16 protein-coding genes and 1 pseudogene are annotated in these 24624 nt (G+C 67.7%); 6 read left to right on the top strand and 11 right to left on the bottom strand.

Features of this window, described 5'->3' with window-relative positions; translation table 11 throughout:
* Positions 1-53 precede the first annotated feature (53 nt).
* Positions 54-1097: an AAA family ATPase gene (locus QE394_RS00350; RefSeq protein ID WP_056078719.1), complete on the bottom strand. Its 1044-nt coding sequence runs from the start codon at positions 1095-1097 to the stop codon at positions 54-56.
* Positions 1098-1256: 159 nt separating this feature from the next.
* Between QE394_RS00350 and QE394_RS00345 the strand changes: the two genes are divergently transcribed.
* Positions 1257-2870 (top strand): hypothetical protein, encoded by a 1614-nt coding sequence (locus tag QE394_RS00345; protein ID WP_349033465.1) that lies wholly within the window; start codon positions 1257-1259, stop codon positions 2868-2870.
* A 62-nt stretch (positions 2871-2932) separates the two neighbouring features.
* Here QE394_RS00345 and QE394_RS00340 read toward each other — a convergent pair whose 3' ends face one another.
* Positions 2933-3847, bottom strand: a complete 915-nt coding sequence (locus QE394_RS00340) for a helix-turn-helix domain-containing protein (RefSeq protein ID WP_349033464.1) — start codon at positions 3845-3847, stop codon at positions 2933-2935.
* Positions 3848-3980: 133 nt separating this feature from the next.
* Here QE394_RS00340 and QE394_RS00335 point away from each other — a divergent pair, with 133 nt between their 5' ends.
* The 5 genes from QE394_RS00335 to QE394_RS00315 all read left to right on the top strand — a co-directional run bounded on the left by QE394_RS00335 (position 3981) and on the right by QE394_RS00315 (position 7768).
* Positions 3981-5357 (top strand): MFS transporter, encoded by a 1377-nt coding sequence (locus tag QE394_RS00335; protein ID WP_349033463.1) that lies wholly within the window; start codon positions 3981-3983, stop codon positions 5355-5357.
* Positions 5358-5420: 63 nt separating this feature from the next.
* Positions 5421-5837 (top strand): cupin domain-containing protein, encoded by a 417-nt coding sequence (locus QE394_RS00330; RefSeq protein ID WP_349033462.1) that lies wholly within the window; start codon positions 5421-5423, stop codon positions 5835-5837.
* The gene (locus tag QE394_RS00325; protein WP_349033461.1) at positions 5834-6691 is read left to right on the top strand and encodes an aldo/keto reductase; all 858 of its coding nucleotides are present in this window, start codon (positions 5834-5836) and stop codon (positions 6689-6691) included. Before QE394_RS00330 ends, QE394_RS00325 begins: the two co-directional genes overlap by 4 nt.
* Positions 6692-6824: 133 nt before the next feature.
* On the top strand, positions 6825-7406 hold the full coding sequence (locus QE394_RS00320; RefSeq protein ID WP_349033460.1) for a flavodoxin: 582 nt from the start codon (positions 6825-6827) through the stop codon (positions 7404-7406).
* A gap of 41 nt (positions 7407-7447) precedes the next feature.
* Positions 7448-7768, top strand: a complete 321-nt coding sequence (locus QE394_RS00315) for a carboxymuconolactone decarboxylase family protein (RefSeq protein WP_261620400.1) — start codon at positions 7448-7450, stop codon at positions 7766-7768.
* 111 nt (positions 7769-7879) lie between these two features.
* Here QE394_RS00315 and QE394_RS00310 read toward each other — a convergent pair whose 3' ends face one another.
* The 9 genes and pseudogenes from QE394_RS00310 to QE394_RS00270 all read right to left on the bottom strand — a co-directional run bounded on the left by QE394_RS00310 (position 7880) and on the right by QE394_RS00270 (position 24401).
* Positions 7880-8482 carry a TetR/AcrR family transcriptional regulator gene (locus tag QE394_RS00310; protein WP_261620401.1) on the bottom strand — a complete coding sequence of 201 codons (603 nt, stop codon included), beginning with the start codon at positions 8480-8482 and terminating at the stop codon, positions 7880-7882.
* A 108-nt stretch (positions 8483-8590) separates the two neighbouring features.
* Positions 8591-9589, bottom strand: a complete 999-nt coding sequence (locus QE394_RS00305; protein WP_349033459.1) for an NADP-dependent oxidoreductase — start codon at positions 9587-9589, stop codon at positions 8591-8593.
* Positions 9590-9671: 82 nt separating this feature from the next.
* Positions 9672-10386: pseudogene (locus QE394_RS00300) on the bottom strand (SDR family oxidoreductase).
* Between the two features lie 247 nt (positions 10387-10633).
* Positions 10634-11386, bottom strand: coding sequence for a 4'-phosphopantetheinyl transferase superfamily protein (locus tag QE394_RS00295; protein ID WP_349033458.1), 753 nt, complete (start codon positions 11384-11386; stop codon positions 10634-10636).
* Positions 11383-12183, bottom strand: coding sequence for an ABC transporter permease (locus QE394_RS00290; protein WP_261620404.1), 801 nt, complete (start codon positions 12181-12183; stop codon positions 11383-11385). The genes QE394_RS00295 and QE394_RS00290 overlap by 4 nt, the downstream gene beginning before the upstream one ends.
* On the bottom strand, positions 12180-13157 hold the full coding sequence (locus QE394_RS00285; RefSeq protein ID WP_261620405.1) for an ATP-binding cassette domain-containing protein: 978 nt from the start codon (positions 13155-13157) through the stop codon (positions 12180-12182). Before QE394_RS00285 ends, QE394_RS00290 begins: the two co-directional genes overlap by 4 nt.
* A complete protein-coding gene (locus QE394_RS00280; RefSeq protein WP_056078755.1) occupies positions 13154-13366 on the bottom strand; it encodes an MbtH family protein in 213 nt (70 codons plus the stop codon). The genes QE394_RS00285 and QE394_RS00280 overlap by 4 nt, the downstream gene beginning before the upstream one ends.
* A gap of 63 nt (positions 13367-13429) precedes the next feature.
* Positions 13430-24022 (bottom strand): amino acid adenylation domain-containing protein, encoded by a 10593-nt coding sequence (locus tag QE394_RS00275; protein ID WP_349033457.1) that lies wholly within the window; start codon positions 24020-24022, stop codon positions 13430-13432.
* 103 nt (positions 24023-24125) lie between these two features.
* On the bottom strand, positions 24126-24401 hold the full coding sequence (locus QE394_RS00270) for a hypothetical protein (RefSeq protein ID WP_349033456.1): 276 nt from the start codon (positions 24399-24401) through the stop codon (positions 24126-24128).
* Between the last annotated feature and the right edge of the window lie 223 nt (positions 24402-24624).

Raw genomic sequence — 24624 nt, 5'->3', positions numbered from 1 at the left:
CGGCGCGCCCGGCGCCCCAGGTGGCGGCCAGGTCCGGCAGTATTCAAACGTGGTCAGGCCAGCAGCCAGCGCCACCACCGAGGCCGCTCCGGCTCCGGCGCCAGTTCCGGTTCGGGTTCCGGTTCTTCGCCCAAAGCCAGCGCGGCCTGGACGATGTCGTCCACGGTAAGTGTCATGACTGCCTCACGGTCGAGCGCGTCGAGGCTTTGTTCCTCATCGAGGGAGAGCCGCAGTGCCTGGCGGTTGATTGCCTGCTCGAACAGCGTGCGGGCGAACCGAGCATTGCCGGAGTCCTCGCTCGCGTGGAGTCCTGTGAAGATGCGGCGCAGCATCTGGTCCGCGCCCGGTTCCAGGGTGTACTCGTGCTGGGCCAGCATCTGGTGGAAGATCGTCTGCAGAGCGTCGACGGAGTAGTCGGGGAAGGTAATTTCGCGGGCGAACCGGGAGCGCAGTCCGGGGTTCGAGAGCAGGAAGGACTCCATCAGCCTGGGGTACCCGGCCACGATCACCACCAGCCGGTGGCGGTGGTCCTCCATCCGCTTAAGCAGGATCTCAATCGCCTCGGGACCGAAGTCCATCCGGCCGTCCTCCGGTGCCAACGCATACGCCTCGTCGATGAACAGGACGCCGTCCAGCGCACGCCGGATCACCCGGTCCGTCTTGATGGCGGTCTGGCCGACATACTGCCCGATCAGGCCCGAACGGTCCACCTCCACCAGGTGGCCTTTCTGCAGCAGCCCGACGGCCCGGTACATCTCGGCCAGGAGCCGGGCCACTGTGGTTTTGCCCGTGCCCGGATTTCCCAGGAAGACCAAATGCTGTGAGGTGGCCACTTCCGGCAGGCCGTGCGCCTTGCGGCGGGCCTGGACCTGGAGTAGTGCGACGAGGGCGCGTACCTGTTCCTTTACGGTCTCCAGTCCGACCAGTGCGTCGAGCTCGGCCTGCAGTTCGGCCAGCGGACGGGCTGGCCCAGGCTTGGAGCCCATCAGGTCACCCATCAGGTCGTCAACGCGTTCCGAACCGGGCAGCTTGAGCTGATCGGTCAGGTGGGCGATGGTTTCGCGCAGGTCGTCGAGCGGATTGCGGCTGAGAGCCATGCATCAACTGTAGACCCCGATTCCCGCCCGCAGAGGGGCAGGGGAGGTCCCGGGTGGCAAGGTCGCCAGATTTCCCGTCTCCGGATTGCTTCCCACCGCTGGCAGCGGCGCACCCGGGGTGGGATAATTCTGGTCATCCTTTGAATGAGGGGGGCCATCATGGCCAGCCTTGGTGTTCTTCAACCTGGCCGCCGCTCCCGGGCATCCATGCCCCGGCTCCTGGCGGTTTTGCTGGTGCTCGCCTTCGGGGTGCTGTTCGCTCCGCCTGCCCGGGCAGTCGACTATGGACATGACATCTCGTGGCCGCAGTGCCCCGGCGGGCTGCCGATGCCGCCTGAGAACACTGAGTTCGTAGTGGTGGGGCTGACGCGCGGGCTCGCCTTTACCGAAAATCCCTGCCTGCAGCAGCAGTACCAGTGGGTGCTGGACCGGGGCGTCAGGGCCCAGGCGTACGCCATGGCCACGTTCCCCACCACCGCCCAATACGACACGTATGGCGGCGGCGGACCGTACCCCGTAACCAACCGGCCGGACCGGTTGCGCAACGTCGGGTACGCGGAGGGGCGCGCGGCCCTCGCGTCGCTCGCCAGGGTGGGATGGCGGCCGGAGCGGATCTGGGTGGATGTCGAGCCCCGCCCGCAGCAGCCGTGGCCCAGTACTTCGCCAGCCGAGCGGCAGGAGAACCGGTACGTCATCTCCGGTCTCTTGGTCGCACTGGCGGACGCTGGGTTCCCACACGGCTTCTACTCCTATCAAAGCGCGTGGGAGGCCATCACCGGATCGTGGCAGCTTCCCGATGTGCCCGTATGGTCACCGGCCGGGCGCCTCGACTTCGCCAGTGAAGCTTCCGACCTTTGCGTGAATCCCAGCTTCTCCGGCGGCACCGTCCACCTCACGCAATGGACGGACGGCACCTACGACTACGACATGACCTGCACGGGCGTCTACCAGGCCCACGTCGCCGGCATCGGCTGGCAGCCCAGCGTTTCCGACGGCGGCACGGCAGGGACCATCGGCCGGTCACTGCCGCTGGAGGCACTGCGCCTGTCCGTGGCAGGGGACCGCCTGTCCGGCGACATTCTGTGGCGCGGGCATGTGCAGAACATGGGCTGGCAGCCATGGACGACGGCGGCGTCCCCCTTAGGGACCACCGGTCTTGGTCTGCGGTTGGAGGCTTTGGAATTGCGGCTGACGGGGGATCTCGCCACGCAGTACAGCATCAGGTACCGCGCCCACGTGCAGAACGTCGGCTGGCAGCCTTACGCCGTTGACGGAGCCACGGCCGGCACCGTCGGGCAGGGCCTGCGGGTGGAAGCGGTAACCATCGATCTGGTTCCAAAGATGGCCCCGGCGTTCACTGCCGTGTATGCCGCACACGTGCAGAACATCGGATGGACGACGAACGTCTCCGATGGCACGGTGGCCGGGACCACAGGCCAGGCGCTTCGGGTTGAGGCGCTGCGTCTTACCGTGGCCAGCGCGGCTTACGCCGGAGGCATCCAGTGGCGGGGACATGTGCAGGACATCGGCTGGCAGCCGTGGACCACATCGGCCAATCCCATCGGCACCACCGGGCAGGGGCGACGGTTGGAAGCTTTTGAAGTCAGGCTCACCGGTGAGCTGGCGAACCACTACACCGTTTACTACCGCGCCCACGTGCAGGACGAGGGCTGGCAGTCATTTGCAGCCGACGGCGGTACGGCGGGAACCACGGGTCTGGGCAGGCGGATCGAGGCGGTACAGATCCTCCTGGCCCCCAGAACCGGCAGTTAGGTCGGCAGCCCTGGTCCAGCCGCGGTTCGTGGCCCTGCGATGTCCACGGTTGTCTCCGGACGTCAGTCCCGCGGGTCCCGGCCCGGGAGCATCCGTGTCGACTTCGAGTGGTCCACCACCGTCTCGACTGGGCGCATGTTCGTACTGCTCCAGCTGGTTAGGAACGCGAGCTGTTCCTGGGCGTGGCTGCCTGGTTCCGCGGTGTAGGCGATGATTGCCAGGCCGTCTCCGGGGAGTTCGAGTGAGTCGCCGGTGAGCTCGATGTCGCCGACGAGCGGATTATGGAGTGTTTTGCGGGCTGAGCGGTGAAAGCGGACGTTGTGGCGTGCCCAGCGGGCGGAGAATTCGGTGCTTCCTGCGGCGAGATCACCGATGAGGCTGTTCAGGGCGCGGTCGCGCGGGTTTCGTCCCGATTCAGTGCGCAGGGCGGCGGCGAGGTCATCGGCGATGGTTTCCCATTTCACGAAAAAGTCCTGTGAGCGGGGGTCAAGGAACATGAACCGGGCGAGGTTCAGCGGCAGCGTGTCGGGGCTGAGGATGCCGGAGTAGAGGGCGAAGCAGAGGTTGTTGGCGGCGACGATGTCCATGCGGGAGTTCCGGACGTATGCGGGTGTGCCGGTCATTCCGGCCAGGATCCCCTGGATGCTGGGACGCACGTCTGCCCGGGCTTTGCGGGTCCCTGCTGACCGTGGGGGCGCGGCGGCTTTGGCGAGGTCGAGCAGGTGGGCGCGTTCGGCTTCGTCGAGCTGGAGGGCGGCAGCGAGTGCTTCGAGGACGCTGTCGGAGACTCCGCGAAGGTTCCCGCGTTCGAGCCGGGCGTAGTATTCGGTACTTACTCCGGCAAGCATGGCGACTTCCTCGCGCTTGAGACCGGCGACCCTTCGCGTCCCGCCGTAGGCCGGCAGCCCGGCCTGGGCAGGGGTGATGCGCGCCCGGCGGCTCATGAGGAACTCCCGGACGTCCTGACTGTTTTCCATGACCCCTACGGTACGGCGGCGCCGGGTCGGCGTAACAGGAACTGGCAGTACACCGCACAACAGGTACTCCCGCGCACGGGAAGGAACTGGTGTTCTTGAATGAGTTCGCTCTTCCCGTTACCTGAAAGCACTCATGTCTTCCTCTGCTGTCAGCCCTCCGAGCATTACGGCCCGGCCCCGCGCTTCCCTCGCCGTGGCCATGCTCGGCTTCTTCGTGGTGGCCCTCGATGCCCAGATCGTCAACGTCGCCCTGCCCGCGATCCGGAACGACCTGGGCGGCGGCTTGTCCGGCCTGCAGTGGATTGTCACCGGCTACACCCTGATGTTCTCGGCCCTGCAACTGTTCGCCGGAACCTTCTCGGACCGGGCCGGGGCCCGCCGTGCCTACGGACTGGGCATGATCCTGTTCACCGTCGCCTCGGCAGCATGCGCGCTCAGTCCAAGCCTTGCCTTCCTCATCGCCGGCCGCATCCTGCAAGGCATCGGCGCGGCCATGATCACGCCCAGCTCCCTTGCGCTCATTCGGGAGGCCTACCATGACGCGGCCCAGCGTGGCCGGGCGATCGTGTACTGGGGCCTGGGTGGCTCCGTCGCCGCCGCCGCCGGTCCCGTGCTCCGCGGCGTCCTCACCCAGATCGACTGGCGCCTTATCTTCTTCGTCAACCTTCCCGTGGGCGCGGCCGCAATGTTCGTCCTCTCACGCGTCGCTCCCTCGCCCCGGCGACCCATGCCCTTTGACTGGCTGGGCCAGATCACCGCCGTGCTGGCCCTGGCCAGCCTGACCTACGGCATCATCGAAGGCGCCGAAGCCGGCTACGGCAGCCCGGAAATCCTCACCCTGTTCGCTGCCTTCGCTGCATCGACGATGGCCTTCCTAGTGGCGCAGGCCCGCGGCCGGCACCCGATGGTGCCGCTGGACCTGTTCCGTTCCCGGACGGTCTCGACTACGCTGGCCATCGCGGTGGTCACGATGGCCGCGTTTTACGGCGTCGTCTTCCTCCAAAGCCTCTATTTCCAGCAACTCCGCGGCGAGTCAGCCCTGCAGACAGGGCTGCTTTTCCTCCCGATGACCGGGCTGGTCGCGCTCCTCAACCCACTCGCGGCCCGGCTCATGACCCGGTACGGCAGCGTCGCCATGATCGCTGCCGGCCAACTGCTCATGGCCGTTGGCCTGGCCGGCCTGTGGCTGCTGCCAGCCGACGCGCCGACGCTGCTCGTGGCACTGGCAATGGTGCCCGTCGGCGTCGGCGGATCCTTCACGGTCCCCCCGATCATCGCCCTCGTCATGGATCATGTCCCGGCGGAACGTGCGGGGACGGCCAGCGGCGTGATCAACACCGCCCGGCAGGTCGGCGGCTCCCTCGGCGTCGCGATCTATGGCGCCCTGCTCGCCGGGCACGACTTCATGGCCGGGCTCCGCATCGGGCTCGGGACCACCGCCATCGTCCTCCTCGTCCTCATCGCCGCGTCCATCCCGCTCCGAAATGTGGACCAGCCGCAACACCAATAGCCCGACAGGCAACCGGCCCCGGCGGCCGCTCGCACCACTACTCACCCCGCTCGAGGAGGCAGAATGCAACACATACCCCCGGCACCTACGGCCAAGGCGCCAAAGGAAAGATTTACGGGAGAGGTTTACCTCAGTCCGCTGCATACCGGGCAAGCGCCCTCACGGCTCGTCGCCGCGCTGGTCCACTTCACCCCCGGCGCCCGCACCAACTGGCACTCCCACCCCCTGGGCCAAACCCTGCACTGCACCTCCGGCACCGGCCTGGTCGTAAGCCGGGACGGTACCGTCATCCACCTGCGCCCCGGAGACACGGTCCACACCCCGCCAGGTGAGGAACACTGGCACGGCGCCACCGAGGACAGCATGATGTGCCACCTCGCCCTTGTCGAGCACGACAACGGGCACAGCGCCACTTGGCACGAACCCGTCACTGACCCCGACTACGAAACCGCCCACACCAAAACAAAGGAAACCCGATGAAGAATGTAACCCTGAACAACGGCGTCGAAATGCCCATCCTGGGCTTCGGTGTCTTCCAGATCCCCGAGGAGGAAACCCAGGCTGCCGTCGAAGCCGCCATCGCGGCCGGTTACCGGCACCTGGACACTGCAGCCTCCTACGGCAACGAGGCAGCAGTCGGCTCGGCCATCAAGGCCAGCGGCATCGGCCGCGGCGAGCTGTTCATCACCACCAAACTCTGGATCCAGCACGCACCCACCGGCAGCGTCGAGGACGACACCAGGCGTTCCTTCCACAATTCCCTGGAGCGGCTCGGACTGGAGTACCTCGACCTGTACCTGATCCACCAGCCGCTCGGTGACTACTACAGCGAGTGGCGGGCCATGCAGCAGCTCAACAAAGAAGGCCTCGCCCGGGCGATCGGCGTCTCGAACTTCCACCCCGACCGGCTCGTGGACCTGATCGAGCACAACGAAATTGTCCCCGCGGTGAACCAGATCGAGACCCACCCCTTCCACCAGCGCGCCGCCGACCAGGAGCTCATGCGCGGGCGCGGCGTGCAGATAGAATCCTGGGGCCCGTTCGCCGAAGGCCGCAACAACCTCTTCACCGACCCGCTGCTGAGCGAAATCGCCGAGGCCCACGGGAAGTCGGTGGCGCAGGTGGTGCTGCGCTGGCTCATCCAGCGCGACGTCGTCGTCATTCCCAAGTCCGTCCGGCCCGAGCGGATGGCGCAGAACCTCGACGTTTTCGGCTTCACCCTGACCGAGGAACAGATGGGCCGGATCGCCACCCTGAACACCGGTGCCAGCCTCTTCTTCGACCACCGAGACCCCGACATGGTGGCCTGGCTTGGCGGACGCCGGTACAGCTGACCCCGGGTCATCCATGACCACCAACATGCCACGCATCAGCCGGCGGACCGCCCTTCGCGGGGCGGCCGCCGGCCTGACCGGAGCACTGCTGGCCGCTGGGACAACAGGCTGCACACCGGAAGGAACAACTACAGTGGCCTCACCACCCGCGAGCCCTTCCCGAGGCGCCGCCAGCGCCGGCCCGAACGGCCGGCGCGTCCTGCTCGCCTACTTCTCCCGTGCCGGGGAAGACTACTACTACGGAGGGCGTACCAACCTGGACATCGGCAACACCGAGGTCCTGGCCGGCATGATCAGCGATGCCATTAGCTGCGACGTCCACCGCGTCGAAGCCGCCGACCCCTATCCGGCGAGTTATGACGACACCGTGGCCCGGAACGTCCGCGAACAAAACACCGACGCCCGCCCGGCCATCGCCAACCCCCTGCCCGGCATCGGGCAGTACGACACCGTGCTCCTGGCCAGCGGCATCTGGAACGTCCGGGCACCGATGATCATGACGGCCTTCACCGAAAGCCACGACTTCACCGGCAAAACAATCCACCCCATCACCACCCACGCCATGAGCGGGCTCGGCAACACCGAACGTGACTACACCAGGTCCTGCCCGGGCGCAGTGATGGGCCAGGGCCTGGCGGTGAAGGGCGAGGAAGTCCGGGATGCCGGACCTGACCTCCACGCCTGGCTGCAAGCCACCGGTCTCCTCAGCAATTAGCCAACCCCAACGTGCTCCACCCAACCCCAAGGACTGAACAAATGAACGAACCGAATCAGACCCGCGCCCAGCAGCTCATTGGCGACTTCGCGCCCAAACTCGTCGACCTCACCGACAACGTGCTCTTCGGAGACATCTGGGAACGCCCGGAACTGTCCCCGCGGGACCGGAGCCTGGTCACGGTTGCCAGCCTGGTCACCAGCGGCAGCACCGAACAACTCCGTGGACATCTGGCCCGGGCCAAGGACAACGGCCTCACGGAAACCGAACTCAAGGAAGCCATCATCCACCTGGCTTTCTACGCCGGTTGGCCAAAAGCCATGTCCGCCATCACCGTCGCCAAGGAAATCTTCGCCGCCTAAAGGTCAGCGAAGTGCGCCGCAGTCTTCGATGACGAGTGCCGCCCAGCTTGTCATTGGATCCCGCCTGGCCTGCCTGACCGACCGGACGGCCCTTCGGGACGCACCCCGGCATTATCGGCGCGCGAGCAGGCTGACTTGCACCTCTATGTCCTGCAGAATCGCCGAGGTGGTCGAAGACGCGTTCACGCTTGCGGCCATGGAGACGAACATGACTGACGAGACAATCCGAGCCGTCGTTGCGGCGTTGCCGGCACTCATGCGGCCAGGGCGGCCGAGGACAGCAGCGATGGCCTCCTCGGTCCGGGCAACGATGGAGAGGGCCTGGCCATGGTGCGGCTCCGTCGGATCGCCGAACACCATTTCCCGCAAATAGAAGCGTCCGTTGTCGACCTGGACGCGGTTACACTCCACGATTTCCCGCACGATGGTCATCACCGCATCCAGAACGTCCGGAATGGTGTCGGCCTCGGCCCGGCCCCGTTCCAGCGCTTCGGCGTAGTGGGTGTTCTGAACGAGGAGGAGGAGTTCGCCCTTGTTCCTGGCATAAAGAAACAGGGTACCGGTGCCGATGTCAGCCTTGTCGGCAATTTGCTGGGTGGTGACATCGTCTACCCCGTACTCGGCGAACAGTTCAGTGGCCGCGGCCGTAATGCGGTCCAGCTTCTCCCGCTTGTTCCGTTCCCGCCGTCCCAGCGGTGGAGGTGTAACAGGCATCGGGTTCCTCTGTACTCAAACTGACTGGACTCAATATTGAGTATATCGAACCAGGCGTGGTTCTCCTTGGGCATGAAGTCGGGATGCGCGTGATGAGGTAGGGCCGGCTCAGTTGGTGACGGTGACTACAGCTTTACCCCGGAAGCCCCCTGCGGCCAGGGACTCCAGTGCCGCAGGGGTTTCGTCGAAGCCGGAAACCTTCCCGACGACGGGGCGCAACACGCCCGCGTCCACCAGGGCGCTGATCTGGCGCAGTTGGTCCCCGCTGGCCTGCATGAAAAGGAACTCGTAGCTGACGCCGAGCTTCCGTGCTTGCCTGCGGACCCTGGTGCTGAGGCCTGCAATAGCCAGGCGCAGTACGGGGTTCAGCCGGGCTTCGCGCGCAAAGCCGGGATCCGGCGGCCCGGATATTCCGATCGCCTTGCCGCCAGGTTTGAGAATACGCAGTGACTTTTCCAGGGTTTTCCCGCCGAGGCTGTCCAGCACGAGGTCGTAGCCGCTGAGGAGTTGCTCAAAATCCTGGCTGCGGTAGTCGATCACGATGTCGGCCCCGAGGTCCCGTAGGAAGGCGGCGTTGGGGTGGCTCGCGGTGGTTGCAACTGTCGCGCCCAGGTGCTTGGCGAGCTGGACAGCGATGGAACCGACCCCGCCGGCGCCGGCATGAATGAGGACCTTCTGCCCGGGGCGCACATTTCCCCGCTCCACGAGGGCTTGCCACGCGGTGAGCGCCACGAGCGGCAGTGATCCCGCCTCCACCATGCTGACCGAAGCCGGTTTCAGCGCCAAGTCTCCCTCTGCAATGGCAATCCGCTCAGCAAACGAGCCGATACGGTCTTGCCGGGGACGGGCGTACACTTCATCCCCCGGTTTGAACCCGCGGACGGCTGCCCCCACTGAGAGCACAGTGCCGGCAACATCGTTGCCAAGCACCAGTGGAAGCTTGTAGGGGAGGATCTGTTTGAACTCACCCGTGCGGATCTTCTCGTCCAGCTGGTTGAGGCCGGCTGCCTGGACTTTCACCAGCACATCCCCTTCGCCAACTATCGGCTCGGCAACCTCAGCTTCGCTGAGTGGTTCCTTGTAACTGTTGATAACAAAAGCCCGCATCCGGGTTGCTCCTTCGGGGTGGGTGTTCATAGGGCTGACGTGGGCCACGGCAGCATCGCGGCCCACGGCCGTGCGGCTGTATCTAGGACTTGCTGCGCGCAAGTTGCGGGTAGACCGCCTCGATGGGGGCACTGAGCCCGGCCTTGAGCTGCACAGACGTCTGGCCGGCGAGGACCTCGTACTCGCCGGCTTCCACGGCATCCAGCACCGTGGTGACCAGATCAACCGGGTCCATCTTGGGATCGGTGGAGTGCGCCGCCATCGACGTGTCGACATAGCCGACATGGACGCCCACCACGTGCACCCCTTCGGGTGCCAGCTCCAGGCGCAGCGAGTTGGTGACCGACCATAGTGCTGCCTTGGTGGGACTGTATATGCCGCCAACGGCGTACCAGCTCATCGCGGAGTGGATGTCGATCATCGCGGATTTCTCCTTCGCTGTCAGGACCGGTGCGAAAGCGCGGGCCAGAAACAGGGGGCCGAGGAAGTTCGTCTCGACGTTGTTACGGATTTCCGCGTCCGAATGGGTGAGGATGCCCGGGGTAGCGACGCTGGCTCCAGCATTGTTGATCAACACGGTGACGTCATCCGCGGCCTTCACGGCAGCCTGGATTGAGTCCGGGTCCGTGATATCGAGGGCAAGCGGGACGATGCGCTCATTATCCCAGCTGCGCGGGGTGCGGGCGGTGGCGTAAAACCTTGCTGGCGCCGCGGGCCAGGGCGCTGTGAACGAATTGTGTGCCGATGCCGCCGTTGGCACCGGTAACGAGGACGACTGCTCCATTGAGTGGGTACATAGTGGAAACCTTCCTGGGCTGTTTGCCGTGCGCGCCGGTTGGAGCGAACGGTGCGGGGACCGGACGACCCCCGCTCACCACCCGGCATTTCGTCAGGGTGACTACACTCATAACTGAGTGCGCTCAGTATATATTCCCAACGTCTAAAGAAGGCAACGGGGCTGCCGCGGTATCAGCGTTGCGCGATCCACCCGGCAGGGATTTGCCGTGAACGTACCTGGGCAGGGGGAAGCGAGATCCACGACCGTCAGGCTGCCGGCAGCGGCGGCAGCAAATCAGCCAGAGACAGCCTGGTGAGTGTCGTGGGCGCGGCCACGGAGAGCGCGGCGGCGTATCCCGGAGGGGCAGGAAGGAAGACCGCAGTCAGTCCGTGCACCTGCGGATGGGCGGGGCTGTCGGCCCGGAGGACGGGGCAATTGCCCTCGGCGGCAGAACTGCCGGCCAGATGGACTCCGGCCGGAGGTACGCTGAGGCCGAGCCCGGCCGCCTTGAGTACTGCTTCCTTAGCCACCCACAGGCGGAGCCGCGCCGGTATGTCACCGGGGGCAAGCGCCTCACGCTCGGCCGCGGACGCCACGTAATGGTCGAATCCGCTGTGCAGGGTGTCGGGAATGTGTTCGATATCCGTGCCGACCGGGGTGCCCTCAGGCCCTGCGGCCACCATCACGGCGCCGTTGCTCCGGGACAGGCTGAGGCTGGCCCCCGCGACTGCGGGCTTGCCGTGGCCGGTGCTCCCGCAGCCGGCGCATCGCCGGGTGACTTCCAGCTGCGGCGCTTCGGCGAAGCCGCGCCCCAGCCGGTGCGCAGCCAGCAGCCGGAACAACGCATGGGATGCCATGTAGTCCAGGCGGTCTCCGGGGCGGGTAAAGCGACGGGCGGATTGTGCTTCGGCAGGGCTGAAGTGGGCCGCCAAACCGCCCGTCTGCGCGCAGGCAGCCTCGAGATCTGCAGAGAAAACAGTGAGGAAAACCGTGCCGGCAGGAGGGTTTCGGCTGTTCATCGCCGGCTGATGCGCCGGTACTGGGTGATGGCCAGCGGCGCGAACACGGCAATGATCCCGACGCTGCAGAGCACCGAGTAGAGCACTGCGTTATCCGCCGCCCAGCCGCCCGGAACGCCGAATCCGGCGGGGGCCGTGTTCCCGAACAGTTCGCGCGCCGCAGTGGCGACGGCGGTCACGGGGTTCCATTCGGCGATGGTCCGCAGCGGACCGGGCAGGGTATCCACCGAGACAAATGCCCCGGAGATGAACGTGACGGGGAACAGCCACACGAGGCCCAGGCTTTGCGCTACTTCGACGCTGCGTGCGGTCAGCGCGATCACTGCACCGATCCAGGACACCGCGAAGGCGAAGAGCAGCAGCAGGGCCAGCGCCGCGAGGGCGGCGCCGGGGCCATTGGTGATCCGCCACCCGATGGCCAGCCCGCACAGCATGGTGGCCGCTACGGACAGTACGCTGGTGGCGAGGTCGGAGGTGGTGCGGCCCAGGATGACAGCGCCACGGGACATCGGCAGGGACCGGAACCTGTCGATGAGCCCCAGTTGCAGGTCCTTGGCGAGGTACACGGCCGTGAAGGAGGCGTTGAAGGTGAGCGTCTGCGCCAGGATTCCGCCGATCAGGAAGCTTCGGTACTGGTCGCCGCCGAGGGTGCCGCCGAATACGAAGCCGAGCAGCAGCACGAACATGATGGGCTGCACGAGGCCGGTCACCAGGGCGCCGGGTGTCCGGAGGACATTGAGGAGGTTGCGGCGGGCAATGACGGAGCTGTCCCTCGCGGCTGCGGTAATGGCGGTCATACGGTCACTTCCTCCTTATCGGCGTCCCTCACGGACGCGTCGGTGGCGTGGCCGGTCAGTTTAAGGAATACATCGTCCAGGGTGGGCCTGCGGAGCGAGGCCTCTTCCACTGGCAGGGCCCGAGCGTCCAGTTCGGTCAGGATGCGCACCAGGGTGCGGTGGCCTTGCGGGGCGGCGATGGACACGCCCAGGTTCTGCGGATCCAGCACGGGCCGGACGTCCGGGCCGGCCGCGGCATGGAGCACGGCGGCTGCAGCAGGCAGGTCGGCAGCATGGCGCATTACGACGCCGATGCGTTCAGTTCCGGCGTTTTGCTTCAGTTCGGCGGCCGTCCCCTCGGCGATGACCTTGCCGTGGTTGATGACGGCAATGTTGTCAGCCAGCCGGTCCGCTTCTTCCAGGTACTGGGTAGTCAGGAGCACCGTGGTGCCGTCGGCGACGAGCCGGGAGACGACGTCCCACGTGTCCAGGCGGCCGCGCGGGTCCAACCCTGTGGTGGGTTCGTCGAGGACTACCACCTTCGGCCGGGCCACGATTGCACCCGCAAGGTCCAGTCGGCGCCGCATTCCACCGGAGAAGGTTCCGGACCGTTTGGCTGCCACATCGGTGAGCCTGAAATTCTCAAGCAGCTCCGACGCCCTGGCGGACGCCGTACGCCGGTTCATGCCGTACAAACGCCCCACCATGTGCAGGTTCTCGAACGCAGTGAGTTTTTCGTCTACGGCCGCATACTGCCCGGACAAGCCCAGGTTCCGCCGCACCAGGTCCGGGGCTGCCAGCACGGAGTGCCCTGCCACCCGGGCGTCCCCGCTGTCCGGAGCCAGCAGCGTGGTGAGAATCTTGACGGTGGTGGTCTTCCCGGAACCGTTCGGCCCCAGGAGCCCCAGTACGGTTCCTTCGCCCGCCTTCAGGGTCAAGCCGTCGAGGGCTTTGAAGTTGCCGAAACTCTTGCTGACGTTCTCTACGCGGATCACTGCGAAGCGGCGAGCTCGGAAACCTTGCGCGGAGCCATGTCCGTCCACGTCTGCGACACGTACTCAAGGCACGCTTCCCGGCTGTCGGGCCCGAACATGGTTACCCACCCCTCGGGGACGGCAGCGAAGACCGGCCAGAGGGAATGCTGCTGGTACTCGTTGACCAGTACGGAGAAGGTTGCGGACTTGTCATCGAACGGGTTCGTCATTATGACCTTTCCTGGCGTTTTTGGATGTGTGCGGGGCCCCAGGCGTCACAGGAGCATCATCTGTTATTCGGTTCCGCCGCCCAGGTGGATGGCCAGGGAAGGCATGATTGTCCTGAGAGCCCGGTCACTGAGCAGCTGGGAGTGCCGCTCACCAACGGGAACATCGGTGATGGCTCCGGTGACGAACGGTGACCAAGCAGCGCTGCCGGGAGTGCCCGGCGGGACCTGCTCAGTGGCTCTGAAGAACAGCAGGTCACCGGTGAACAGTTGGGGCCGTTCGTCCCGGATCAGGCGGGCCAGCACCGGGAAGTTCCGGGCCATGGCCTCCACCGAATCTGTGGGGACCGTTCCTACCGGGTTGTGGTTGGCGCGCAGGATCTCCTGGGCGCGGTGCACGTCCACGCCTGCCAGGTCTTCCCCGGTGAGGTCGTAGCCCTGCGCTTCCAGGTAGCTCGCCCACAGCGACTGGCCTTCGCCGGGCGCGGTATTGCCTTCCTGGTTGTCCGGGAAGGCGTCCAAGATGGCCAGGAACGCCACCTCGTGGCCGCGTTCCTGCAGCCTGGTGGCCAGCCGGTGGGCCAGATAGCCGCCGAAGGACCAGCCCAGCAGGTGGTACGGCCCCTCGGGCTGGACGCTGCGGATCCGGGCAATGTAGTCATCAGCCAGTTCCGTCAGGGTTGCCGCCGCCACCGGAGAGGTCCGCCCCGGCTCCATGCCTGGCATCTGCAGCCCAATCAGGGGGCGTTCGGGGTCCAGTTGCCCCAGCATGGACGCAAAACCCCAACCGATGCCCGACGCCGGGTGCACGGCAAACAGCGGCGCTTTCGACCCGGCCGCCCGGAGGGGCAGCACCTGCCGCAGGCTGTCAGCGACGCTGGCACGTGAGCCGTTGGCCGCTTCCAGCAGCAGCCCTTCCACGGTGGGCGCCCGGAAGAGCGACTGGACCTGCAGGTCTGTGCCCAGGGCAGCATTGACCTTCGCGACCAGCGGCTGCGCCAGGAAGGAATGGCCTCCAAGTTCGAAGAACGACTCGTCAACGCCCACCCGGTCAAGGGACAGCACCTCGGCGAAGATGCCGGCTACCGTCTTCTCCTGCGGGGACCGCGGCGCGCGGCCTCCGGAGCGTGCCGCGGCGGAGGCATCGGGGAGTGCGTTGGCATCCACCTTGCCGTGCGGCGTCAGCGGCACTTCCGGGATCACCATGACCACTGAGGGGACCATGTAGTCCGGCAGTGCCGCCTGCGCGTGGCGGCGCACTGCGTCGGGCAGGTCTTCCGCGGCGTCACCGGACGCGACGACGTAACCCACCAGCCGGGCGGCGCTGCCTTCACCCACTGCCCGGACCACTGCGGCCCGGACACCGGGGGCAGCCCTCAGCGCTGACTCCACTTCGCCGGGTTCCACCCGGAAACCACGGATTTTCAGCTGCCCGTCGTTGCGGCCGGCGAAGACCAGCCGCCCGTCCGGGTGGCGGTAGACCACGTCACCGGTACGGTACATCCGTTCGCCGCCGCCGTGGAAGGGGTCCGGCACAAACCGTTCGGCGGTAAGGTCCGGACGTCCGCGGTAGCCCCGGGCCAACTGCGCGCCGGCGATATACAGTTCGCCGGCTGCGCCCGGGAGGGCGTGCTGCAACCGGTCGTCCAGGACGTAGAGCCGGGTTCGCGGCGTGGGCCGGCCCAACACGGGCGCTTCACTGTCGGCCACTGCTGCCACGACGGTGTCCACGGTGGCTTCGGTGGGGCCGTAGAGGTTCCAGGCCCGGACGCCGGGAAGCGCCGCCACGGACGTCCACAGGCCGGCGTCGAACGCTTCACCGCCCAGGGCGAGGCTGAAGGCCTCCCGGCCGCCCGGGTGGTTGGCCAGGTAGGCGGCGAACCCGGGTTCGGCCAGGAGTTGGCGCAGGTAACCCGGAGTTGTCTCCCAGGCACTGATGCCCTGGCGGACGAAGTACCCGGCGAGGGCTCCTGGGTCCCGGCGGAGGTCGTCGGAGAGCAGGTGCAGTTCATGACCGGCCGCCAGCCAGAGGATGGGATCCCATGATGCATCGAAGCCGACGCCCGTCGTGTGGGCCACCTTCCGCCTGCTGATGCCGGCAAGCAGCGTCTCCCGGTGGGAGGCCAGCAGTGCGGCCAGGGCACCGTGGCTGACCTCCACACCCTTGGGCCGGCCTGTGGAGCCGGAGGTGAACATCACCGACGCCAGCTCACGAGGGTCCCTGACCCGGTGGCGTACCGGCGCCGGCTCAGTGGTGCGGGCCAGGTCCTCGATCAGGAGCACGCGGGGTTCGACATCCAGCCCGGCCAGGATGCCGGAGAGCCTGGGCGCCACCGCGGAACTGGTGAGCACTGCCTCGGGCGCGGCATCCTCAAGGATGGCGGCCACGCGCTCGTCCGGATACGCGGTATCGATGGGGTTGTAGACGCTGTCCGCCAGCAACACCCCAAGCAGGGCCTCGACCGTGCCGGCGGACCTGGGCAGCATGACGGACACCAGGCCGTCGCCAGCGCCTGCCGCGGTGAGTCCGGCGGCGACGCGTTCCGCAGACGCTGCAAGGTCCGCAAAACTGAGCGGACCGGCGTCGGACACGAGTGCCACGGCATCCGGTGTGGCACGGACTGCTGCGGCGAAGGCCGCCGGAATGTCCTGGTCGGCCTGCGCCGGGGCTTGTCCGGCTACCTGCCCGGCCCCGGGGGCGGCCGCTCCGGCGAGGGAGCCCGCCGTTGCAGCAACCAGGGCATCCGCCTCGTGCTCTTCCAGCAGCGGCAGCTCCGACAATGGCACGTCCGGAGCGGAGGCGGCCTGGTCCAGCAGCCGCGTGAACCCGGCCGCCAGGCGCCTGGCGGTGCCCGGTTCGAACATGGCGGAGTTGTAGTCCAGCGTTCCGGCAAGGCCCCCTTCGGCATCCGGCCGAAGCGTGAAGGACAGATCGAACTTGGCCTCTCCCGTTCCGGCCTCCGGCTCGGGAACCACCGTGACGCCGGGAAGCTGGGGGACCGCCGGCACGTCACTGTCCACCGTGAGCATGGTCTGGAACAGGGGATGGCGGCCCAGTTCGCGTTCCGGTGCCGCTGCCTCCACGAGGCGTTCGAAGGGCACGTCGTCATGGTCGAAGGCATCCAGGATGCTGGCCCTGGACCGGTCCAGCAGTGTGCGCAGGCCAGGGTCGCCGGCGGCGTTGACGCGCAGCGGCAGGGTGTTCACGAAGAAGCCCACCATCGGAGCGAGCAGCGGATCGGCACGGCCGGCGGTGGGCGAGCCGATCACCAGGTCCTCACCTGCACCGGTCCGGAGCAGGTACCCGGCAAGGCCGGCGTGCAGTGCCATGAACAGGCTGGCGTTCGACGACGACGCGAGGCTTGAGAGCGCTGCGACACTTTCAGTGGACACGCTGAAGCCCACCTGGCCGCCCGGTTGGCGTGCGGTGCGGGGCCGCTGGTGGTCAGCGGGCAGCATCAATTCGGGCGGGATCCCAGCGAGGGCCTCCCGCCAGTGGCCAACCTTTTCAGCCAGGGCGGGCCCGGCCAGTTGCTGCCGCTGCCAGGAGCTGAAATCGGCGTACTGCAGGGGCAGGGGAGCCAGTGCTTGTGTGGCCGGCGCTCCGTCTGTGGCCGCGAGCGCGGCGGAGTACGCCGCGGAAAGGTCCCGTGCCAGCGGTGCCAGGGAGGCGCCGTCGCCGGCGATGTGGTGGATGACCAGCTGCAGTACCCATTGCGGTCCAGCCTCCCGTGGTGATTCGCCCTCCTCGGAGTGGACCCGGATGAGCCCGGCCCGCAGCGGCACCTCGGTGCGGACATCGAAGCCGCGGCTTGCCTGTGCCTGCAGCTGGTCGCGGAGGTTGTCCTCGGATGTGGCGGTGCTGATGGCAAGGTTCATCCAGGAAGCGTGGCCGGTGGCGCCGGTGGCGAGGATGTGCTGGCCGGGGACGCCGCCGGTCTCCGGATATACCGTCCGGAGGACCTCATGACGGTGGAACAGCGCCTTCACGGCGGAGGCCATGGCCTGCTCGTCGAGGGTGCCGGTCAGCCGCACTGCCAGGGAAATGTTGTAGTCGGCTGCGCCTGGATCAAGGTGGTTGAGGAACCACATGCGTGCCTGCGCGTGGGACAGTTCCAGGTGCTCGGGCCGGGTGGCTCCGGCGTTGTCCAGCCATTCGCCAAGCGGCATGACCGTGGTGCCGGCCGTACCCGTGTTCGCGGCCCTGCCGGGCCCGTCAGTGTCTGACGCTGTGACGGTGTCCGTCCCGGCGCCTGCCGTGCCGGGCCGCAGCGCGGCCAGCAGGCCGGCGGGGGTGGGGGCGTCGAACAGGGTGCGCAGGGGAAGTTCCCGGCCGAAGGCCGTCCGGATCCTGCCCATCAAGTCGATGGCCAGCAGTGAATGCCCGCCCAGGGCGAAGAAGTCGTCACCCATGGAGACGTTGTCCACGGCCAGGACGGCGGCAAAAACGGCGGCCATGGCGTGCTCGTCGGGCGTCCGGGGTGCTGCCCCCACCCCGGCTGCTGACGCTGCGGGAGCGGGCAGGGCTTTGCGGTCCAGCTTGCCGTGCGGTGTCAGCGGAACTTCCGGGATGGGCATGAGGATGGCCGGGACCATGTAGTCCGGCAACCGTTCCGCCGCGTGGGCCCGGACGTCCTCCGGTGCAGCGGCTCCGGTGTAGTAGGCGATCAGCCGGTGTGCCGGTTCGCCGTCGGGAAGAACCACGGCCCGGTCCACCTGTGCGTGGGCCGCAAGGGCAGCCTCGATCTCGCCGGGTTCCACCCGGAATCCGCGGACCTTCACTTGCTCGTCGTTGCGGGCAATGAATTCGAGCGTCCCGTCGCCGGTTCGCCGCACCAGGTCGCCGGTGCGGTACATGCGGGTGCCGTCGGTGGCGTAAGGGTTGGCCACGAACCGGGCCGCTGTTTCCCCGGGGCGCTGGTGGTAGCCCTGGGCCATTCCGGGTCCGGCCAGGTACAGCTCTCCCGGGACACCCAGGGGTACCAGGGCCAGGTGCTGGTCCAAGACCAGGGTGCCGGTGTTGGCGATTCCTGTGCCGATGGTGGGCCGGGGGCCTTGGATCTGCGCGGCGGCGGAATCAACGGTGAATTCCGTGGGCCCGTAGAAGTTCCAGGCGTCCACGCCGGTCATATCGGACAGGTCTGCCCACAGCCCTGCCGGCACAGCTTCCCCGCCCAGCAGCAACAGCAGCGGCAGTGACCGCCCGGTACCTTCGGCTGGGGAAGCCGGCTCCGCACCGAGGCCGAACTGCAGGAGCTGGCCCGCGTAGGAGGGGGTGGTTTCCAGAACTCCGATGGCGTGCTCCTGGCAGTAGGAGGCCAGCGCCTGGGCATCGGTGCGCACGGCATCGGCCACGATGTGAAGTTCGGCGCCGGCCACCAGCCACAGCATGGGGTCCCAGGCCGCATCGAATCCGAGCCCTGCGATGTGGGCCACGGACACCGTTGCACCCCGGGCTGCCTCGAACCGCGGGGAATAGAGGGTCCGGAGGTGGTGCGAGTAGAGGTTTGCCAATGCACTGTGGGATACGGCGACACCTTTCGGCCGGCCGGTCGATCCCGAGGTGAAGAGGACGTACGCGAGGTCTTCCGGAGCGGGCCGCCGCCCGGCCAGGTCTGTGTCAGTGATGCCGGTTCCGGCGGCGATCAGCATCTCCAGGGTTGCTGTCCGGGCGGCCGGAACAGGGCCCGCCCGGCCCGGTGTCCCGGGTGCGGTGAGCACCAGGGCGGGGCCGCCGTCGTCGAGGATCATGGCGATCCGTTCCGCGGGGTAGGTGAGGTCCACGGGGATGTACACCGCGCCCGCAGCAAGGACCGCCAGTGCGGCCGTGGCCACATCTGCCGTGCGCGGAAGGGCCACAGCCACCCTGTCGCCGGGCTGGACCCCCAGCGCGACCAGGCCCCTGGCCACGGAGTCCACACGCTGCCGCAGCCGGCCAAAATTGAGGCCTCCGGCCGGGCCGCCCGCATCCACCACGGCGGACGCGGATGGGGTCCTGGCGGCGGTGGCCAGGAAGGCATCCACTACCGTTTGGCCTGTCCCGTCCACAGTGCTGCCGGTGCTGTGCGCCAGGACCAGGGCCTGCTGTTCAGGCGACTGGATCCGCAGCCGGTCCAAGGTGACGGTGGGGTCCGCGGCGAACTGGTCCACAACGGCCAGGAAGCCGTCGGCCAGCAGTTGAGCGGTGCCGGCGTTGAAGAGGGCAGGGTCGTAGGCCAGGGATCCGGTGAGGCCGCCGGACCTTTCGGCGAGGTCCAGGAGCAGGTCGAATTTGGCGCCGGCGGCCTCGCGGGCCTGGTCCGCGGTGGCTTCCAGGCCGTCCATGGCCACCTGGGTGGTGGCGGTGTTCTGAAGGGTCAGCATGACCTGGAACAGGGGGTGCCGGTGCTGCGAGCGGGAAGGGTTGAGCTCCTCCACTACCCGCTCAAAGGGCGCATCCTGGTTGGCATAGGCATGCAGGTTGGTATAGCGGACGCTCTCCACAAGTTCACCGGCGGTGGGGTTGCCGGAGGTGTTCGTCCGCAGGACCAGCGTGTTGACGAAGAAGCCCACCAGGCTGTCCAGCTGGGTGTCCGTTCGGCCGGCCACCGGCGTACCCAAGGGAATGTCGTCACCGGCGCCGGCCTTGGTGAGCAGTGCTGCAAAGGCAGCCTGCAGCACCATGAACAGGCTTGCGTTGTGCTCCCGGGCCAGGGCGTTGAGCCGCTCAGCCGTTTCGCTGCCAATGTTCAGGGCAACGGACGACGCCGGACCGCCATCCGGGTGCGCAGCGTCACCGCGGGTGCCGCGGGCGTGGTCAAACGGCAGCAGCAGCTCCTCCGGGGCGCCACGCAGTTCGCGTGCCCAGAACTCCAACTGCCGCGAGATGGGGCTCTCCGGATCCGACTCACTGCCCAGTTCGGAGCGCTGCCAGAGCGTGTAATCGGCGTACTGTACGGGCATCGGCGGCAGGTCCACGTCCCTGCCTGCGGCGAGGTGGTTGTACGCGGCCGACAAATCCCGGGCCAGGGGTGCCAGGGACCAGCCGTCGGCGGCGATGTGGTGCAGGGTGACGGCGAGGACGTGGTGGTCCGGTGCCAGCTGGAACAGCACACCGCGCAGCGGCAGGTCCCGGCCCAGGTCGAACCCGCGCCCCGTCTCCGCGGCCAGCGCGGCCGGCAGCCCGGCGGCGGAGCATTCCACGGCCACCAAGGATGGCCGCCCCTCTGCCGGCGGCAGGATGTGCTGGGCGGGTTCGCCGTCTATCAGGGGGAACACCGTGCGGAGCGTCTCGTGCCGGGCGGTGACCTCGCCGAGGGCCGCAGCCAGGGCTTTGACGTCCAGTGTCCCGCGCAGGTCCAGGACCACCGGGATGTTGTACGTCCCGGCCGCGGGATCCAGCCGGTTCAGGAACCACAGCCGGCGCTGGGCGAAGGACAGCGGCAGGACTGCAGGCCGGGCGGCGGCAGTCAACGGCCGGGCCGGGGCCGTATCCAGGTCCAGGGTTTCGGCGAGGGCCGCCACGGTTGTCTTTTCGAACACGGTGCGGAGCGCGGGAGCCGTGCCGGTGCGGTCCCGCAGCAGGGCCACCAGCCGGGTGGCCAGCAGTGAGTGCCCGCCCAGGTCGAAAAAGTCGTCCTCCAGCCCCACCGAGTCGAGGCCTAGAACGTCCCGGAACGCTCCGGCCACGATCCGTTCGGGCTCGTTGCGCGGGGTGGTGGCGGAGGTGTCCTGTTCCGGTACAGGCAGGGCCTGGACGTCGAGCTTTCCGTTGGGTGTCAGGGGCAGGACGGCAATGCTGGTGACGGTGGCGGGCACCATGTAGTCGGGCAGGTGGCGCCGTGCCTGCCGCCGAAGGTCGGCGGTGTCCAGCGGATGCTGCGGCCCGCCGTCGGCCGTGGCGGCCGGCGTGACGTACGCCAGGAGCTGGTCGTATCCGGCCCGGTTGGTACCTACGGTGATGGCTGCCTGGTCTACGCCCGGCAGGCCGCGCAGCACCTGTTCGATCTCGGCGAGTTCAATGCGGAATCCCCGGATCTTGACCTGGGCATCCAGCCGCCCCCGGAATTCAAGGGTGCCGTCGTCCTGGCGGCGCACAATGTCTCCGGTGCGGTACATCCGCGAGCCGTCCAGCGCGAAAGGGTCCGCCACAAAGCGTTCGGAGCTGAGCCCGGGCTGGTCCAGGTAACCGCGGGCAAGGTTGATCCCGGCAACGTAGAGCTCGCCCACGGCATTGTCCGGAACCGGGTTCAGGCCGGAGTCCAGGATGTAATGGCGGGTGTTTGCCACCGAACCGCCCAGGGTGGGTGCGGTGCCAACTTCCATGACCGCTGTGAGCGAGTCCACGGTAGTTTCGGTGGGGCCGTAGAAGTTGTAGGCCACAACGCCGCCGCGCCCCGCCAGGTCTTCCCACAACTGGGTGTCCACGGCCTCGCCGCCGAGGGCCACCACGGACGGATGCCGTTCCTGGTCGAACAGCCCGCCGGCTACCAGTACCTTGGCGAAGGAGGGCGTGGTCTCGATGGAGTCGATGCCGGCCTCGGCCAGATAGGCACTGAGGGCCTCAGGATCCCGGCGGGTCCGGTTGTCCACGAGGTGAAGTTCATGGCCTGCCACCAGCCACAGGATGGGGTCCCAGGACGCGTCAAAGGACAGCCCCGCGGTGTGCGCCACCCTCAGCTTGCGGCCCAGCCGCGCCTCCGCCGGGGCGAAGATGGAGTCCCGGTGGGAGGTGTAGAGGTTCAGCAGGGCCAGGTGTTCAACACCAACGCCCTTGGGCCGTCCTGTGGAGCCGGACGTGAAAATGACGTACGCGAGGTCCTGCTGGCCGGCGACGGGCGGGAGAGCTGACCCATCCTTGCCGGCGAGGCAGGCCTCCATCAGTGCGGAGTCCAGGACCGTGACCGGGACGTCCGTGGCCAACTCATCGTGTCCGGATGCCGGCGGGTTTCCCGCCCCGGACCCTGCCGCCGTAAACGCTGCTGAGGTGAGGAGCCGTAGGGGTGCGGCGTCGTCGAGCATTCCCTCCACGCGGCCTGCGGGGTAGTCCGGATCCAGCGGAAGATAGGCGGCGCCGCACTTGAGGATGGCCATGAGCGCTATGGGCAGCAACAGGCCACGGTCCAGCCGCACCGCCACCGTGCTGCCGGGTCCTGCGCCGTGCCCGGCCAAAAACCGGGCCAGCTGGTTCGAACGGGACTCCAGTTCAGCGAACGTGAGAGTGCCCTCCTGGGCCACAACGGCCGTCTGATCCGGCCGGGCCGCCGCGTTCTGCTGGAATTCTTCCACGATGGTGTGGCCCGGCAACTGCCGGCCGTGCGCCTGGCCCGCGGCCAGCAGCTGCTGTTCCTCGGCCGGGGTGGTTACCGCCAGGTCAGCCACCACAGCGTCGGGGCGGGTGGCCACGTGTTCCAGCAGGCGTACGAAGCGGTCAAGGTGGCCGGTAAGTACGTCCTGCGTGTACATCGCCGCGTTGGCCTCGAACTGTACCGTGGGCGGCGGTGCTGCACCGCCGGCGCCGAGGCCGTGGACCACGATGGAGAGGTCGTCGACGGGCCCGGTAGAGAGGATGTTCATCGCGCCCCGGGCCTCGCCGAAGGCGATCGCGTCCAGGACGGGCAGGATGTTGACCGAAGGGCCGAGGTAACCGCCCCCGGTGTCCAGGTCCTCATAGCGGAAGCGCTGGTGGACCAGTGCGCCACGCAGGCTGCGTCCCACGGCAGCGGCGGTAGCGGCAACGGTCTCGCCGGGGTCGACGGCCAGCTTGACGGGAACGATGTTCGACAGCATTGACGGCGTTGATTTGGCCAAATGTCCACGCCGGGCCGTGACGGGCAGTGCCACCGAGACGGTGCGCTCACCGGTGATCCGGTGCATGTACAGTGACGCGGCCGTCAGGACCAGCGCCGGCGCGCTCGCCGGCGCGCCCTCGAGGGCCATGGCCGCGGCGGCCGGGAGGGCCACCGAAGCCCGGATCAGTGCGCCCGCGGCAGCGTTCGGCCGCCCTGCAAGGCCGGTGGCAGGAGGCGCCTTGGCAAGCTCGGCATCCCAAAAGGCACGGTCTGCCGCGGCGCCGTCGGACCCCGCATAACCGGCCTCAGCCGCCAGGAGGTCCGTGAACCGCGGAAAACCCGGACCCTCCCCGGTGGCCCGCCCGCCGCCGTCGTCCGCCAGGAGGGTGTTGTAGAGCTCAGCCACCCGGCGCAGGACCAGGACCGCGGAGTAGCCATCCAGCAGGAGGTGGTGCACGCGCTGGTAGAAGAAGTGCCGTTCGGGGGCGAGGCGGATGAGCTCCGTGTGGAGCAGGTGGTCCGACGAAGGATCCCGGGGGAGCGCCAGGTCGGCGTCCATGAGGGCCCGGGCCTGTGCTTCCGGATCGGCAGCGCCGGAAAGGTCTGTGACTTCAAGGACGGCAGGCCGCGGGAGCGGATGCTGGAACGGGCCGTCTTTGTCCTCGCTGAAAGCCATGGTGAGGGCCTCGGTGCCCGCAACCCCCTGCTGCAGGGCGGCCGCCAGGACATCGTGGTTAAGGGGTCCGGTGATCTCAACAAACTGACCGATCTGGAACATCGGATTCTCCGGTGCCAGCTTCTGCGCGTACCAGATGCCGCGTTGGGCCTGGGTCAGGTCCAGCCGCGGAGAAGCGGTGCGGGCGGGGGAGTTCGGTGCGTCGTGGGACATGTTCCTTCTCGGGATCTCGGGGCCGGCTGGCACATCGGGGGCATGGCAAAGCCCCGCTGCCCGGCGTGGAAGCCGGGGGCAGCGGTTGGTCAGGCAGGGAAGGTTACTGGAACTGGCCGAACTGGAAGGGGCCGGTGCCGCCCAGGTCCACCAGTGGGCCATCCACTACGGGACCGTTGATGACGCCGCCGTTCAGGATTCCGCCGGCGAGTATGTTGCCCAGCAGCGGTGAACCGCTGCCGGTAGCCTGCTGTGTCACTTCAGTTACGGGGCCGGACGCTGTGGCGGCCTGCGCGGGGAGGGTGGTTCCGGCGAAACCGGTCAGGGCCAGCAGGGAAGCGGCGGCGGTCCGGGTAATGGTCTTGGCACTCTGGTTCACGATCATCTCCAGTCAGGTAGCAAACAGTTTCCACACTCGTTCAGGTGTCATAAGGGCATTCGGACCTGACGGAGGACCGGATGGGCGGCAACATCATGCCAGCGCACGAAACCCCGGAGCCAGGGCTCCCGGGGGCGGTCGTCCCGGCCGAAGTCGCCGTGCCACGACACGTATGGCCCGGCGGAAGTTTCCGCCGGGCCATACGTGTCGTGGGTTGTGACTG

Source organism: Pseudarthrobacter sp. SORGH_AS 212, assembly GCF_030818145.1.
Lineage (GTDB): Bacteria > Actinomycetota > Actinomycetes > Actinomycetales > Micrococcaceae > Arthrobacter.
This window is presented reverse-complemented; position numbering and strand designations above follow the sequence as displayed.